Source organism: Flavobacterium sp. AC105 (assembly GCF_979258495.1).
Window position 1 is genome coordinate 609,426 of sequence record NZ_OZ409860.1, and the last position, 15,912, is coordinate 625,337.

Sequence of the window (15,912 nt, forward strand, 5' to 3'; positions counted from 1 at the left end):
TTAGTAACTTAGAATCTTAGTCACTTAGAAATGAAGTACAATCCGAACGAAATCGAAGAAAAATGGCAAAAATATTGGGCTAAAAACCAAACTTTTGCTGCGTCAAACAATTCTGAAAAACCGAAGCATTATGTTTTAGACATGTTTCCTTATCCATCCGGAGCGGGATTACACGTTGGGCATCCGCTGGGTTATATTGCTTCAGATGTTTATTCTCGTTTCAAAAGACATCAGGGATTCAACGTTTTACACCCAATGGGATATGATAGTTTTGGATTGCCGGCAGAACAATATGCGATCCAGACCGGGCAGCGTCCGGAAGATACAACACGCGTAAACATTGACGGTGGAGTTGATAAAGAAGGAAAACAAATTGCCGGATATAGAAAACAATTAGATAAAATTGGGTTTTCATTTGACTGGGCGCGTGAAGTGCGTACCTCAAATCCTGATTATTATAAACATACGCAATGGATTTTTATTCAATTGTTTAATTCATGGTACAATAAAGAAACAAACAGAGCCGAAGATATTTCGACTTTGACCGCTATTTTCGAAAAAGAAGGAAATGCAGAAGTAAATGCCGTATCTGATGATAATATTCAAAGTTTTTCGTCAAGCGAATGGAAAGCGTTTTCGGCAGATGAGCAGGAAAAAATCCTGTTGCAGTACAGATTAACGTATTTGGCCGAAACAGAAGTAAACTGGTGTCCCGGTTTAGGAACCGTTTTGGCAAATGACGAAATTGTAAACGGTGTTTCTGAGCGTGGAGGATATCCTGTAATTCGTAAAAAAATGACGCAATGGAGCATGCGAATTTCTGCTTATGCAGAGCGTTTGCTGCAAGGTTTAAATGATATCGACTGGAGCGAATCTATAAAAGAATCTCAAAGAAACTGGATTGGAAAATCGGTTGGAGCGCTGGTTAAATTTAAAGTCAAAAGTCAAAAGTCGCAAGTCGAAAGTGGAGCTACGCTTTCAGACTTTGGACATTCGACTTTGGACTATTTTATTGAAGTTTTTACAACAAGACCTGATACCATCTTCGGAGTAACTTTTATGACTTTGGCTCCGGAACATGATTTGGTTGCTAAAATTGTAACTGCTGATCAAAAAAATGCAGTTGAGGCTTATATCGAAAAAACAGCAAAACGTTCTGAACGTGAGCGTATGGCCGATGTAAAAACCATTTCGGGCGTATTTACCGGAGCTTATGCCGAACATCCTTTTACAAAAGAACCAATTCCGGTTTGGATTGGAGATTATGTTTTGGCAGGTTACGGAACAGGCGCTGTAATGGCGGTTCCGTGCGGAGACGAAAGAGATTATGCTTTTGCAAATTTCTTTAAAGGTCATCCCGAGGCTTCGGGAGGAATGCCGGAAATTAAGAATATTTTTGATAAAGATATTTCTGAGGCTGCTTTTGGAGCAAAAGAAGGTTTTCAATTAGTAGATTCTGATTTCTTAAACGGATTAGATTATAAAACAGGAACTCAAAAAGTAATTGCTGCCTTAGAAGAAATAGGTCAGGGAACCGGAAAAACAAATTACCGTTTGCGTGATGCCGTTTTCTCCCGTCAGCGTTATTGGGGAGAGCCTTTCCCGGTTTATTATGTAAATGGATTGCCGAAAATGATCGCTGCAGAACATTTGCCAATTATTTTGCCTGAAGTAGAAAAATATTTACCAACCGAAGATGGTTTGCCTCCGTTAGGAAACGCAACAATTTGGGCTTGGGATACCAAAAACAATGAAGTTGTTAATACGGATTTGGTTGATAATTTCGAAATTTTCCCTCTTGAATTGAACACGATGCCAGGCTGGGCGGGAAGTTCATGGTATTGGATGCGTTATATGGATGCGCACAATGAAGATAGATTTGCAAGCAAAGAAGCTTTAGCATATTGGGAGAGCGTAGATTTATATATTGGAGGAAGCGAACACGCAACCGGACACTTACTATATTCTCGTTTTTGGAATAAATTCTTAAAAGACAAAGGTTTTGCTCCAACAGAAGAACCATTCAAAAAACTGATCAATCAGGGAATGATTTTGGGAACTAGTGCTTTGGTTTATAGAGTTTCAGGAACTAATAAATACGTTTCTAAAAATCTTAAAAATGATTATGAAACTGAGGCTTTACATATTGATGTTAATATGGTAAATGCTGCAGATGAAATTGATATTGAAAGATTGAAAAACTGGCAGCCTCAATTTGAAAATGGTGAATTTATATCGGAAAATGGAAAATTTATCGTTGGGCGTGAAGTTGAAAAAATGTCTAAGCGTTGGTATAATGTAGTTAATCCAGATGATATTTGTAATGAGTATGGAGCTGATACTTTACGTTTGTATGAAATGTTTTTAGGACCACTAGAACAAACAAAACCTTGGAGTACTGGAGGGATAACAGGAGTTTTTGGTTTCCTTAAAAAATTATGGAGATTGTATTTTGATGATAATGGCTTAATCGTAAACAACGACGAACCAACAAAAGACAACTTAAAATCATTACACAAAACGATCAAAAAAGTAGCAGAAGATATCGAGAGTTTCTCTTTTAATACTTCGGTTTCTCAGTTTATGATTTGTGTAAATGAATTGTCAGCTCAAAATTGTCATTCAAGAGCAATTCTTGAACCATTAGCCATTTTGGTTTCGCCTTATGCACCGCATATCGCAGAAGAATTATGGTCGCAATTAGGACATAAAGATTCGATTTCGACAGTTGCTTTCCCTGTTTTTGAAGCCAAACATTTGGTTGAAACCAATAAAGAATATCCGGTTTCTTTCAACGGAAAAATGCGTTTCACCATCGAATTGCCTTTGGATTTAACCAAAGAACAAATCGAAGAAATCATCATGAAAGATGAAAGAACTCAAAAACAACTTGATGGAAAAACTCCAAATAAAGTGATTATTGTTCCTGGTAAAATCATCAATTTGGTTGGATAGCCAAATAAATTCCATCCCGATAGTTATCGGGATTAAATTCCAAATTCCAATTTTTGTTGGAGTTTGGAATTTTTTTTGTTTTGATTTGTCATCCTGAGCGAAGTCGAAGGACCGCACTTTATGGAGTTTCTTATGTTTCCTTCGACTTCGCTCAGGATGACAAAATTGTGGAGTTTCTTTGGCTTTTTTCGCCACGAATTCACGAATTAATCTGAAAATTAGTGAATTCGTGGCGAAATTTCATCGCATTCAAATTGGAATTTGGAATTTCAAAATATTGGAATTTATTTTTTTCAAAAAAATCTGTAACATTTTAAAACCTTTCGTATCCAAAAGGCGAATTAAATCATTTAAAAACTTAAATCTATTAAAAATGAAAAAGTATATCATCTTGGTTATCGCCCTTTTATTTTCAGCATTATGTTTAAATGTGTTTGCACAAACCAAATCATTTCCGTTTGAGGTTGTCAAAACCGGTCACGGAGAACAAGCTATAATTTTTATTCCCGGATTTGCATCTTCAGGAGATGTGTGGAATGAAACTAAAATGAATTTCGAAAAAGATTTTACCTGTTATACGCTTACAATGGCTGGTTTCGCCGGAGTAAAACCACAAGGAAATGCAACCTTCAAAAATTGGGAAAATGGAATTGCCAATTATATAAAAGACAATAACATTCAAAAACCAATACTAATTGGCCACAGCATGGGCGGCGGACTGGCACTTGCAATTGCAGCCGATTATCCGGATTTGATTGGTAAAATCGTGGTGGTCGACGCGCTTCCTTGTCTGGCTGCATTATCTGATCCTTCTTTTAAATCAAAAGAAAATAACGATTGTTCGCCAATGGTTACCCAAATGGCCGGAATGACGGATACTCAGTTTTATGATATGCAAAAACAAACTATGCCAAGACTTTTGCAGGATACATCAAAACTGGAAATGGTAGTGGATTGGAGCGTAAAATCAGACAGACAAACTTTTGCCGGAATGTATTGTGATTTCTTCAATGTTGATTTGAGAGATAAAATCGCTTCGATAAAATGTCCAGCCTTAATTTTATTAGAATCTTATTTTATAAATTTAAAACCTGCTATTGAAGATCAGTATAAGAATTTGAAAACGGCTAATTTTCAATATGCTACGACAGGATTGCATTTTATTATGTATGATGATACAGCTTGGTATTTAGGTCAGTTAAACAATTTTCTAAAACAGTAATAATGGAATTTGAAGAAATCTATAAAACGTATTGGGAGAGGATATTCAGGCTTTGTATGGGTTTTGTGAATGATTATGATATCGCACAGGATCTGGCTCAGGAAACCTTTGTTATTGTTTGGCAAAAACTCGATACTTTTAGAAATGAGTCCAGTATAGGAACCTGGATTTTCAGAATTGCATCTAATAATTGTTTACGGCAAATTGAAAAAGACAAACGTTTTCCTAAATCAGATTTGCCCATTCACTTAAGTGAAGAAAAACAACAGTCATTAGAACCTCAAATTCAGTTTTTGTATAAATGTATTGCCGAATTACCCGAAACAGAACGTATCATTATTTCGCTGGAACTCGAAGATATCAAACAGTCGGAAATCGCTAAAATCGTTGGACTTTCGGAAGCGAATACAAGAGTGAAAATTCACAGGATAAAAGAAAAATTGACCCAAAAATTTAAAGAAAATGGACCACAATAACAATATAGATTTTAAAGATTTATGGAAAAAACAAACCGTAAATCAACCCAATATAGAAGATTTGCTTTTGAGATTAAAACAATTTAAAAAAGCCGGTTTGCGTAGTTTGTTGATCACTAATGTTATGCTTTTTGCAACTTGCGCTTTTATTGTTTTTATCTGGTATTATTATCAGCCTGAATTTATTTCGACTAAAATTGGAATTGTTGTAACGATTTTAGCAATGGTTATTTATCTGATGGCTTATAATCGATTATTAACCATTTATAAAAATATAGACACGACCCAAACGAATCAGGAATATCTGCAAAAACTGATTTCGATTAAAAAGAAACAGCAGTTTATGCAATCTACCATGTTGAGTTTATACTTTGTTTTACTCGGAATCGGGATTGGTTTATATATGTATGAATATACGATTAGAATGACAATTTTCTGGGCAAGTTTCACGTATGGAATAACGTTGATTTGGATGTTGTTTAATTGGTTTTTTCTTCGCCCGAAACAGATAAAAAAGCAACAGGCAAAAATTAATGATCTGATTTCTAAATTTGAAGATGTCAATAAACAATTGGATGTTGAATAAATTATTTGAATTGAATATAAATGCCAAAATGACATTTTTTTAAATTGGTTCAGAAATTGCGGTTTGTTTTGTAACTTTAAATTTCAATCAAAAATCAAAAATTATGGGAAGTGGATATTTAATTATTGCCGGTGCAATTATGTTATTCAGCTGGTTGGTAAGTTCAAAACTAAAAAGTAAATTCGAATTATATTCTAAATTGCAATTACGAAACGGAATGAGCGGTGCCGAAATTGCTGAAAAAATGTTGGCGGATAACGGAATTACGGATGTTCGCGTGATTTCTGTTCCGGGCCAGTTAACAGATCATTATAATCCAGGCGATAAAACCGTAAATTTAAGCGAAGCGGTTTACAATCATCGCAATGCGGCTGCGGCTGCTGTTGCGGCTCACGAATGCGGTCATGCTGTACAACATTCTGTGGGATATCAATGGCTGACGATGCGTTCTACGCTTGTGCCAATTGTAAATGTTGCATCGAATTATATGCAATGGGTTTTGTTGGCCGGAATTCTAATGATAAACATGTTTCCTTCGTTATTGTTAATCGGAATAGTGCTTTTTGCCGTAACAACTCTGTTTTCGATTGTAACTTTGCCTGTAGAATACGACGCAAGCAACAGGGCATTAGCGTGGTTAGAAAATAAACACATGCTCACACAAGAAGAGCAAGCCGGAGCAAAAGATGCTTTAAAATGGGCTGCAAGAACGTATCTGGTAGCAGCTTTGGGATCAATTGCAACATTATTGTATTACATCTCGATTTATGCAGGAAGTAATAACAGGAGAGATTAAGCTTTTTAATGTGGCAATTAGATAATTAGTCAATTAGATAATTTATAGCAAAACCCGACAGATTTAAAACATGTCGGGTTTTGTTGTTTATAGATGTTAGACAATTGTCTATTTGTAGAATTGAAAAATTATCTAATTATCTAATTGCCACATTTTCTAATTTATAATTGAATCTGCCTGTCAATCTGCTGATCCAGCGAAATAAATGTTTCTGTTCTTGAAACGCCTTCGATAGCCTGGATTTTGGTATTTAAAAGCTGCATTAAATGTTCGTTATCGCGACAAATGATTTTTATTAAAACCGACCAGTTTCCGGTTGTATAATGGCATTCAAGAACTTCTGGAATTTTCTTTAAATCTTTTACAGCTTCAGAGTTTCGGGAAGCTTTGTCCAAGTAAACGCCAATAAAAGCCATGGTGTTATAACCTAAAACCTTTGGATTTACCGTAAATTTTGATCCTGAAATAACTCCTGATTGTTCCAGTTTTTTTAACCGCTGATGAATTGCTGCTCCTGAAATACCAATTTTATTGGCAATTTGTAAAATAGGTTTTCGGGCATCGTCCATTAAATAACGGAGAATTTCTTTATCGATACCGTCAATTTCAATTAAAAGGGAATTGATTTTCATAAGAGTTGTAATTTGAAACTAATTTTAGTTATTTGGTTTTAGTTAGAAATCAAATTTAGGAATAAAAGTTTAAAATATTTAAAAAATCAAGATTTGAATTGTTTTTCTCAGCGTTGAGTTTTTTTTCACCATTAAGAGATTAAGAAAATAAAGCAAGAATGCTTAATTGTTGCTTTGCAGATTCATTAAGGAAATAAAGAAAGGATGCTTAATCTTGCTTGAGAAATCATTAGAGAAAACTTAATTTTTCTTAATCTCTTAATGATAAATAAAAAAATTCCAAATCCCAATAAGATAATTGGAATTTGGAATTTTAATATTGTAATTTAAAAAAGGATTATTTTCCTTTGTTTGCTTCGCTAATGTATTTTTCTAAAGCCATTGTCATAGAAGGAGTTTCAGGAGTTGGTGCAAGAATATCGATTCTTAAACCATAATCCAGCGCTTCTTTTTGAGTTGTGCTTCCAAAAACAGCAATTCGGGTATCATTTTGTTTAAAATCAGGGAAGTTTTTAAACAATGATTTTATTCCGGTTGGACTAAAAAATGCCAATACATCATAATAAACATCGGCTAAATCAGATAAGTCGCTCATTACAGTTTTGTAAAAAACGGCTTGTGTCCAATCTACTTTCAGATTATTTAAAGTAATAGGCGCGTCAGCATTTAACTGATCAGATGCCGGCAACAAGAATTTTTCGTCTTTGTATTTTTTAATTAATGGAGATAAGTCCGCAAAATCTTTTGCTCCCACATAAATTTTACGCTTTCTGTACACTACATATTTTTGCAGGTAAAAAGCAACTGCTTCAGATTGACAAAAATATTTTAATCCTTCAGGGACTTTGTAACGCATTTCATCTGCTACTCTAAAAAAATGATCAACCGCATTACGGCTTGTCAAAATTATAGCAGTATAATGATTAAGGTCGATTTTTTGTAATCGAATCTCTTTTGCATTAACCCCTTCCACATGAATAAATGGTCTGAAATCAATTTTTATTTTGTGTTTTTGTTGGAGCTCAAAGTAAGGAGAATTTTCCACTTTAGGTTCAGGCTGTGACACCAAAATTGTTTTCACTTTCATATTGTAAACTTTTTCTAAGCACTCCCTTTTGTAATCCAATAATAGAGAAAATAATAAGGGGCTATTTCAAGAGCGCAAAGATATAAAATAAAATAAAATAACTTGCTGATTATTGCGTTTTGATATGTTTTTATTGAAATAAAATATGAGTATAGACTTATAGACAGCGAAATGCCTATAATTGCTAGGGGTATACTTTTGGGAATATTGTCATAATAAAATAAAACAGCATTAACCGGAAGGATTAAAACGCCAATATAAGTTCTATAGGTGACTTTTTGTAAGTTAAAAAGTTCTACAAATTCATCAATATTAAAAGAAGTTGCCACAATTTTCTCGATTAAATACTTTGCCAGAATAAAATAAAGCAGGAATGTTGCGATCTGGATGAATAAAATCCAATCTGTTTTTAATACATTATAAGTTCCTGTTTTAGGATTTTCTGAAAATATGTGCATCGTAAGCTGAATAAAAAAAGCATAAGAAATTACCTGCACAAAAAATAAACCAACCGTAAAACTGCTCTTAATATTACTGTCACGGTAAATTTTTGCGTATTTATCTGAGAAAATAAGCTTGCTAAATTCGCTAAATCTATTCTCATAAGCTGATTTAGTCATAGCAACAACAGCAAATGCAACCACAAATAAAAGTGTTGCCCAGTCTTTGTCTGCGAGAATTCGGGGATGAAGTTGTTCAATCATAACGAATACAAAATTAGTAATTTTTTGTATCAATACTTTTATTATAAATTTATTATGAATCAAATGCCATAAAAAGTTTACTTTTGCGTTGAAATTACCCAGAAAAATGAATGATTGTATTGTCATAATCCCCACTTACAACGAAATCGAAAATATTGAAAGTATAGTTAGAGCAGTACTTTCACAACATAAACCTTTTCATCTTTTAATAATAGATGATAATTCGCCTGATCACACTGCTAATAAGGTGATTGCATTACAGGAAGAATTTCCCGAAAGGTTATTTTTAGAAAAAAGAGCTAAAAAATCAGGTTTAGGAACTGCTTATGTTCATGGTTTTAGATGGGCATTAGAACGTAAATATGATTACATTTTTGAAATGGATGCTGATTTTTCGCATAACCCCAATGATCTCGAAAAATTATTTGATGCTTGTCATTTTGGCGGCGCAGATCTCGCTATTGGTTCTCGTTATGTAACTGGTGTAAATGTCGTAAACTGGCCTTTAAGCCGCGTTTTGATGTCGTATTTTGCTTCGGTTTATGTAAAATTTATTACCGGAATGAAAATTCACGACGCAACGGCAGGTTTTGTTTGTTATAAAAGAGAAGTTTTAGAGAAGATCAACCTGAACAAAATAAAGTTCGTAGGTTATGCGTTTCAGATTGAAATGAAATACAGGACGTATTGCGCTAAATTTGAAATTACAGAGGTTCCTATTATATTTACAGACAGGACTAAAGGTGTTTCAAAAATGAGCAATGCCATTATTAAAGAAGCTATTCTTGGCGTGATTTCGCTTAGATTAAAAAAATTAGTCAATACATTATAATACCACGGTGATGAATAGGATTTTAATAAAGAATGCTAAAATTGTAAACGAAGGATCTATTTTTGAAGGTGATGTCTTGATCGAAAACGACTTAATTGTTGAAGTTGCGGACAGCATTAGCCTAAAAACATCTGATTGTATTGTTATAGATGCCGAAGGAAGTTATTTAATGCCGGGAGCAATTGATGATCAGGTACATTTTAGAGAGCCGGGATTAACCCATAAAGGCGATATCGAATCAGAATCAAGAGCTGCTGTTGCAGGCGGAATTACTTCTTTCATCGAACAGCCAAATACGGTTCCAAATGCCGTTACTCAGGAAATCCTTGAAGATAAATACCAAATTGCTGCCGTAAAATCATTTGCGAATTATTCGTTTATGATGGGCGCAACCAATGATAATCTGGAAGAAGTTTTAAAAACAAATCCAAGAAATGTTGCCGGAATCAAAATTTTCCTGGGTTCTTCAACCGGAAATATGTTGGTAGATAATGAAGCAACTTTAGAAAAAATATTTTCAAGCACACCCATGTTAATTGCAGTTCATTGCGAAGATGAAACTACAATTCAAAATAATCTGGCCCTATTTAAAGAACAATATGGAGATGATATTCCGGTAACGGCGCATCATTTAATCAGAAGTGCTGAGGCTTGTTATATTTCGTCTTCAAAAGCTGTTGCTTTAGCGAAAAAAACAGGGGCGCGTTTGCATATTTTTCATCTTTCAACAGCGAAAGAAATGGAATTGTTTACGAATAAAATTCCGTTAGAAGATAAAAAAATCACGGCTGAGGTTTGTGTACATCATCTTTGGTTTACCGATGAAGATTATAAAACAAAAGGGAATTTCATTAAATGGAATCCTGCTGTAAAAACGGCTGCAGACAGAGCTGAACTTTGGAAAGCCTTAAACGATGGCCGTATCGATGTAATTGCTACAGACCACGCGCCACATACTAAGGAAGAAAAAATGCAATCGTATTTAAAAGCGCCTTCCGGAGGTCCGTTAGTGCAACATGCCGTTATTGCCATGTTCGAAGCGCATCATCAGGGAAAAATTACCGTTGAAAAAATCGTGGAGAAAATGTGTCATAATCCGGCTAAAATTTTCAAAATCGAAAAAAGAGGTTTTATAAAAGAAGGTTATTTTGCTGATTTAGTTATCGTAAATCCAAGTTTGCCATGGAGCGTAAAACCAGAAAATATCCTGGCAAAATGCGGCTGGTCCCCATTTGAAAATTATACTTTTAAATCAAGAATTACCCATACTTTTGTAAATGGCGAATTGGTTTATAATAATTTTAAAGTAAAAGATATCCGTCCGGGAAAAAGATTATTGTTTGATAGATAAAAAGCTGAAATGAAGAATTTTATAGTAATAATGTTGGTTTTGTTTCTTTCTGTAAGTTGTAAAAAAGAGTTGGTCAAACAACCTGCAAAACTTATCGAGAAAGAAAAAATGATTGATATTATGTATGATTTATCTCTTTTAGAAGCTATAAAATATCAAAATCCAATGGCGGTTGATTCTAACGAAACGAGTCCGACTAAGTTTATTTTCAAGAAATATAAAGTTGATAGTCTGCAATTTGCACAAAACAATATCTATTATGCATCTGATTATGACAGCTACAAAGATATGTATGACGAAATAGGCAAACGATTGGCAAAAAATCAGAGAGCAATTGATTCTTTGGTAAAAATAGACGAGAAAAAAGAAGCCAAATTAAAGAAAAAAGGCGGAAAAGAAATTCCTAAGGATTCTATAAAAAAGACAATTCCTAAAGTAAATATGGATTCAATAAAAAGAACAAGACAGTTGCGATAATCGTTTTATAGCTTCGAAACTTCTTGTATATATTGATGTACATCTAAAAAAACCGTTCCCAGAGCGGTTTTTATTTTTTCATTCGAATAGAGATTTTTAGAATAAGAAGCTTTTGCGGTTGCTTTTGTCATGCGTCTTTTTTGGAAAAATAGAGTCGAAAATATTCCGTCAGCTATCCAAAGAAAATTCATAAATATTGGCTTTGCATGAATACCTGGTCTTTTTACTTTTAAAGTATCTGCAATTGTGTTCAAAATATCCCTGAAAACAATATTATCAGCAATTAAAGTAAAGCGTTCGTTCCTGATTTCGCTTTTCATTAATTCAAATGCAATTCTCACGACATCATTAACGGCAATAAAACCCGTATTTCCAAGCGTGTAAAAGGGAAGTCCGTTGGCTACTTTTTGGTATAATTCGCTGCTTCCTTGTTCGAATATTTTCGTTTTCGGAATTGGGCCTAAAATAACGCCCGGATTAATAATAATGATATTTAAGCCTTCCTGAACGGCGCGCCAGACTTCCATTTCGGCACCATATTTCGAAATAGCATAATCGCTATGCGGTTTTTCGGGATTCCAATCTGTTTCTTCGGTAATGTATGTTTCATGTGCGGCTAAATCGCCTAAAGCAGCAATAGAACTTACAAAACAGAATTTCTTAATTCCTTTAACCAAAGAAAAATTCACCATATTGGCAGTTCCTTCTATATTGGTTTTTCTTAGTAAATCTTCATCTTTTGGATCAAACGAAATTAATGCAGCGCAATGATAAACATAATCAATGTCGATAAAAGCAATTTCTAGAGAAGGAACGTCTAAAATATCGGCTTCAAGCCAATTGATTTTTTCAAACAAATCACCTTTTTTATACAATTCAAAAACCGATTTTGTTTTTTGGATGTTGTTTTGATTTCGGTAAATAGCCCGAACGTTTTCTCCATTTTCAATTAAATGAAGCAATAAATGCGCGCCAACTAAACCTGTTCCTCCAGTTACTAATACCATTTTGTAAATATACCGATTTTGCCACAAAGGCGCAAAGGCACTATGGCTTTTTGTTTTGCCACAAAGGTACTAAGACGCAAAGTTTTAAAATTATCTTTGTGTCTTAGTGCCTTTGCGGCAGACCATTTTGATATTGTTTTTTGACATTGCCATTGCCATTGATTATATTTGCACAAATTATTTTAAAAAAATGAAGAATCTAGTTGAAGAATTAAAGTGGCGCGGGTTATATCATGATAGCATGCCAGGAACGGAAGAACAATTGCTTAAAGAAGTAACTACGGCATATATAGGTTTTGATCCAACGGCAGATTCGCTACATATTGGTAGTATGGTTCAGATTATTTTATTGGTTCACTTAAACAGAACCGGTCATAAAGCGATCGCCTTAGTTGGCGGAGCAACCGGAATGATTGGTGATCCATCCGGGAAATCTGACGAGAGAAATTTGCTGAACGAAGAAACTTTGGCTAAAAACGTTGCAGGAATTAAAAGCGTTTTGTCTCGTTTCTTAGATTTTAATGCTACAGATGCAAACGCTCCGGTTATGGTAAACAACTATGACTGGATGAAAGAATTCTCGTTTATTGATTTTGCCCGTGAAGTTGGAAAACGTATCACGGTAAATTATATGATGGCCAAAGATTCTGTTAAAAAGAGATTGGGCGGAGAAGGAGAAGGAATGTCTTTTACGGAGTTTACCTACCAATTAATTCAAGGATACGATTTTTATCATTTATATAAAAACAACAATTGCGTTCTGCAAATGGGAGGTTCTGATCAATGGGGAAATATTACCACTGGTACAGAATTAGTTCGCAGAATGGGAGGCGAAAATGCGAAAGCTTTTGCTTTGACAACGCCATTAATTACAAAAGCAGACGGATCTAAATTTGGGAAATCTGAAGGTGGAAATGTTTGGCTTGACGCCGATAAAACTTCGGTATATAAATTTTACCAATTTTGGGTAAATGCAACGGATGTTGATGCTGAAAAATATATTAAAATCTTTACTTTCCTGGATAAAGAAACTATTGATGCTTTAATCGAAGAACATAAAGCAGCTCCGCATTTAAGAGTTTTGCAGAAAAAATTAGCAGAAGAAATCACGATTTTTGTTCATAGTAAGGAAGAGTTGGAAAAAGCAATTCAGGCTTCGAATATTTTGTTTGGAAATTCTACTGCAGAAGATTTAAAGCAATTAGATGAAGCGACTTTTTTAGAAGTTTTTGACGGAGTTCCGCAAGCTGAAATCGCAAAAGCCGATCTTGAAAACGGGCTGGATATTGTTACTGTTTTAAATGAAAAAACAGGTTTTTTTAAATCTAATGGTGAAGCAAGAAGAGCTTTAACAGCGAATTCAATTTCGGTAAACAGAGAAAAAATAAAAGAAGATTTTGTTTTGACATCAAATGATTTAATCAACAATCAGTTTGTGTTGTTGCAAAGTGGTAAGAAGAATTATTTTGTGATTAGAGCGAAGTAATTTTTGAGTTTTCCCTAAATTCTTTAAGTTTTAAAATCCGATTAAGTTTTAATCGGATTTTTTTATAGAATTTTTTTATTGCTGAAGAATACAAAAATTAGTACTTTAATTGAAATGTATAATTTTATGGAAGAGCTTTTCGAGCAAATTAAAAACTGTCGTGTTTGTGAAAATTTCTTAAAAGATGGGGTAAATCCTGTTGTTGCGGCGAGTGAAAAGAGTAAAATTATCATCATAGGTCAGGCGCCTGGCCGAATTGTGCATAATACAAGTATTCCATGGAATGATAAAAGCGGAGATAATTTGAGGAGTTGGCTGCAAATTGATAAAGAAACATTTTACGATACTAGTAAAATTGCCTTAATACCTATGGGATTTTGTTTTCCGGGTACAGGAAAAACAGGAGATTTACCGCCAAGATCAGAATGTGCTCCATTATGGCATGAAAAACTTCTGAATTTAATGCCAAATGTAGAACTTGTTTTGCTTATTGGTCAACATGCACAAAAATATTATTTGGGAGAAAATGCAAAAAATACCCTAACAGAAACGGTTCGTAATTTTGTGACTTATTTACCGCAATATTTTCCGTTGCCGCATCCTTCACCAAGAAATAATATCTGGCAAGCTAAAAATGAATGGTTTCGGGAAATTGTTTTGCCTGAATTAAGAGAAAAGGTTAAAGTTATATTGCGCTAAAAGTTTTTTGTAAATGTGAGACAGGAATTAAATTTTACGCTTAACCATTAAATAAATAAACGATTAAACTACAATACCATCAAATTACAACCACGAATATCAGAATTATCAAAACGTCCCAATACCTCAAAAGAATTGTTGGGATATTTTTTGCCTAAATCCTGCGTTGCAATAAACGAACACGAATTAATGTTGGCTAAATCAATAACGTTAATTCCACCGGTTTTTCCATCTTTCACGTAAGTGAGCGCATCTTCAGGATCGCGAACCAGAATATTCATCCAGGACGGACATTCGAATATGCCTTCGCCTAAAGAATAAGCTTGTGCGAGAAGTTCTGTCATTCCATATTCTGAATGAATGGCTGAAACCCCAAAGCCTTTGCAAAGCTGTTCGTGTAATTCTTCGCGAATCATTTCTTTGCGTTTGCCTTTCATTCCGCCGGTTTCCATAATAATGGTATTTTGGAGGTTAAATTGGTGTTTTTCGATTAAATCTAATAAAGCGTATGTAACGCCAATTAGAATTACATTTTGACCAGATTCGTCTAGTGCGGTCAATTTTTTAATTAAGTCGTCGTGATTGTGTAAATAAAACCCGCTTTCGGGCTGATTGGATAGTTTTATTAAATCTTCGACCATATAAATAAGCGAAGATCCATCGCGCTCGAGATAAGACGGTAAAAGGGCTAAAACAACATAATCTTCGATATTGCCATAGAATTGCGAGAATCCGTTACGGTAGCTTTCTTCGTAAAGAGAAACATCGGTCACTAAATGTCTGCTGGTAATCATTCCGGTCGTTCCGCTGCTGGTAAAAGTTACTTGAGCAGGATTTGTATTTGAAACAACATCGTGGCTTTTGAAAAACTGAATAGGCAAAAATGGAATTTGTTCCAGCGATTTTACTTGTTGTGGATTGACTTTTAAGAAATCACAAAAATCCCGGTATACGATATTATTCTCGTGCTGAAAACGAAACACTTTTAATGCTATTTTTTCAAATTGTTTCTGACTCGAAATGGTAAATATATCGTTGGCTGTAATCAAAACTTTTTTTGCGCAAAGGTAAGTATATTGTAAATAAGTTTTTAGTTTTCGGTGCCAGTTTTCAGCAAACACTTTAAGGTGTGACTGAAAATGAAAACCGCGACTGCATAGTAAAAAAAAAAGCCCCAATAAATATTGGAGCTTTTTGTGTTTTATTTTTATCGAATAATAAGCTTTCGGGTTGCGGAAGCATTTTCTTCGTTAATTTTTATGATATAAACGCCTGGAACCAAATCTGCAACGTTAAGTTCTCTGGTCGATAAATGCGCTTGTAGGACTTTTTTCCCCAGTATGTCAAAAACAATAATTTCTTTTTCTAAATCATTTTTAGACGATATATATACTTTTCCGTTTGTAACGGGATTAGGGTACAAGCTTAAACCCTCAATGATATTGGACTCTTGAGGTTTTGGTAGTTGCTTGCTGTCTTGTGCCGAGACACTTACAGAAAAGAAAAAAGCCAATAAGAATGTAATATAAAAGTAGTTTTTTGCCATCGCATTATTTTTGTTACGTAAATATATAAAAAAAAAATTACAAAAAGTACGCCAAA

At 34.3% G+C, this 15,912-nt stretch carries 16 protein-coding genes; 10 read left to right on the top strand and 6 right to left on the bottom strand.

Annotated features, from left to right (window positions below):
- The first annotated feature begins 30 nt into the window (after positions 1 to 30).
- The 5 genes from leuS to ACZ0AH_RS02545 all read left to right on the top strand — a co-directional run bounded on the left by leuS (position 31) and on the right by ACZ0AH_RS02545 (position 6,035).
- Positions 31 to 2,955 carry a leucine--tRNA ligase gene (gene leuS / locus ACZ0AH_RS02525; protein ID WP_463474325.1) on the top strand — a complete coding sequence of 975 codons (2,925 nt, stop codon included), beginning with the start codon at positions 31 to 33 and terminating at the stop codon, positions 2,953 to 2,955.
- A gap of 373 nt (positions 2,956 to 3,328) precedes the next feature.
- Complete coding sequence (locus tag ACZ0AH_RS02530; RefSeq protein ID WP_463474326.1) at positions 3,329 to 4,177, top strand: alpha/beta fold hydrolase; 849 nt, start codon at positions 3,329 to 3,331, stop codon at positions 4,175 to 4,177.
- Between the two features lie 2 nt (positions 4,178 to 4,179).
- On the top strand, positions 4,180 to 4,653 hold the full coding sequence (locus ACZ0AH_RS02535) for an RNA polymerase sigma factor (RefSeq protein WP_463474327.1): 474 nt from the start codon (positions 4,180 to 4,182) through the stop codon (positions 4,651 to 4,653).
- Positions 4,640 to 5,239, top strand: a complete 600-nt coding sequence (locus ACZ0AH_RS02540; RefSeq protein ID WP_463474328.1) for a hypothetical protein — start codon at positions 4,640 to 4,642, stop codon at positions 5,237 to 5,239. The genes ACZ0AH_RS02535 and ACZ0AH_RS02540 overlap by 14 nt, the downstream gene beginning before the upstream one ends.
- Positions 5,240 to 5,342: 103 nt before the next feature.
- On the top strand, positions 5,343 to 6,035 hold the full coding sequence (locus tag ACZ0AH_RS02545) for a zinc metallopeptidase (RefSeq protein WP_463474329.1): 693 nt from the start codon (positions 5,343 to 5,345) through the stop codon (positions 6,033 to 6,035).
- Between the two features lie 161 nt (positions 6,036 to 6,196).
- Here ACZ0AH_RS02545 and ACZ0AH_RS02550 read toward each other — a convergent pair whose 3' ends face one another.
- The 3 genes from ACZ0AH_RS02550 to ACZ0AH_RS02560 all read right to left on the bottom strand — a co-directional run bounded on the left by ACZ0AH_RS02550 (position 6,197) and on the right by ACZ0AH_RS02560 (position 8,458).
- Positions 6,197 to 6,667 (bottom strand): Lrp/AsnC family transcriptional regulator, encoded by a 471-nt coding sequence (locus ACZ0AH_RS02550; protein ID WP_007811264.1) that lies wholly within the window; start codon positions 6,665 to 6,667, stop codon positions 6,197 to 6,199.
- Positions 6,668 to 7,004: 337 nt separating this feature from the next.
- Complete coding sequence (locus ACZ0AH_RS02555) at positions 7,005 to 7,754, bottom strand: uroporphyrinogen-III synthase (protein WP_463474330.1); 750 nt, start codon at positions 7,752 to 7,754, stop codon at positions 7,005 to 7,007.
- A 14-nt stretch (positions 7,755 to 7,768) separates the two neighbouring features.
- Positions 7,769 to 8,458, bottom strand: a complete 690-nt coding sequence (locus ACZ0AH_RS02560; RefSeq protein ID WP_463474331.1) for a DUF4271 domain-containing protein — start codon at positions 8,456 to 8,458, stop codon at positions 7,769 to 7,771.
- Between the two features lie 106 nt (positions 8,459 to 8,564).
- On the opposite strand from ACZ0AH_RS02560, the gene ACZ0AH_RS02565 reads away from it, so the two are divergent.
- The 3 genes from ACZ0AH_RS02565 to ACZ0AH_RS02575 are packed head-to-tail and all read left to right on the top strand — an operon-like array spanning position 8,565 to position 11,118.
- Positions 8,565 to 9,290, top strand: coding sequence for a polyprenol monophosphomannose synthase (locus ACZ0AH_RS02565; protein ID WP_463474332.1), 726 nt, complete (start codon positions 8,565 to 8,567; stop codon positions 9,288 to 9,290).
- Positions 9,291 to 9,300: 10 nt separating this feature from the next.
- On the top strand, positions 9,301 to 10,641 hold the full coding sequence (locus tag ACZ0AH_RS02570) for a dihydroorotase (RefSeq protein ID WP_463474333.1): 1,341 nt from the start codon (positions 9,301 to 9,303) through the stop codon (positions 10,639 to 10,641).
- A 9-nt stretch (positions 10,642 to 10,650) separates the two neighbouring features.
- A complete protein-coding gene (locus ACZ0AH_RS02575) occupies positions 10,651 to 11,118 on the top strand; it encodes a DUF4296 domain-containing protein (protein ID WP_463474334.1) in 468 nt (155 codons plus the stop codon).
- Between the two features lie 5 nt (positions 11,119 to 11,123).
- On the opposite strand, the gene ACZ0AH_RS02580 is transcribed toward ACZ0AH_RS02575, so the two are convergent.
- A complete protein-coding gene (locus tag ACZ0AH_RS02580) occupies positions 11,124 to 12,125 on the bottom strand; it encodes an NAD-dependent epimerase/dehydratase family protein (protein ID WP_463474335.1) in 1,002 nt (333 codons plus the stop codon).
- A 190-nt stretch (positions 12,126 to 12,315) separates the two neighbouring features.
- Between ACZ0AH_RS02580 and tyrS the strand changes: the two genes are divergently transcribed.
- Both tyrS and ACZ0AH_RS02590 read left to right on the top strand, forming a co-directional pair.
- Positions 12,316 to 13,611, top strand: a complete 1,296-nt coding sequence (gene tyrS / locus ACZ0AH_RS02585) for a tyrosine--tRNA ligase (protein WP_463474336.1) — start codon at positions 12,316 to 12,318, stop codon at positions 13,609 to 13,611.
- Between the two features lie 126 nt (positions 13,612 to 13,737).
- Positions 13,738 to 14,310, top strand: a complete 573-nt coding sequence (locus ACZ0AH_RS02590) for a uracil-DNA glycosylase family protein (RefSeq protein ID WP_463474337.1) — start codon at positions 13,738 to 13,740, stop codon at positions 14,308 to 14,310.
- Positions 14,311 to 14,378: 68 nt separating this feature from the next.
- Here the strand turns inward: ACZ0AH_RS02590 and ACZ0AH_RS02595 are convergent, their stop codons facing one another.
- Both ACZ0AH_RS02595 and ACZ0AH_RS02600 read right to left on the bottom strand, forming a co-directional pair.
- Positions 14,379 to 15,359: a LuxE/PaaK family acyltransferase gene (locus ACZ0AH_RS02595; protein WP_463474338.1), complete on the bottom strand. Its 981-nt coding sequence runs from the start codon at positions 15,357 to 15,359 to the stop codon at positions 14,379 to 14,381.
- A 158-nt stretch (positions 15,360 to 15,517) separates the two neighbouring features.
- Entirely contained in the window at positions 15,518 to 15,856 is a 339-nt protein-coding gene (locus ACZ0AH_RS02600; protein WP_463474339.1) for a T9SS type A sorting domain-containing protein, read from the bottom strand.
- Positions 15,857 to 15,912 lie beyond the last annotated feature (56 nt).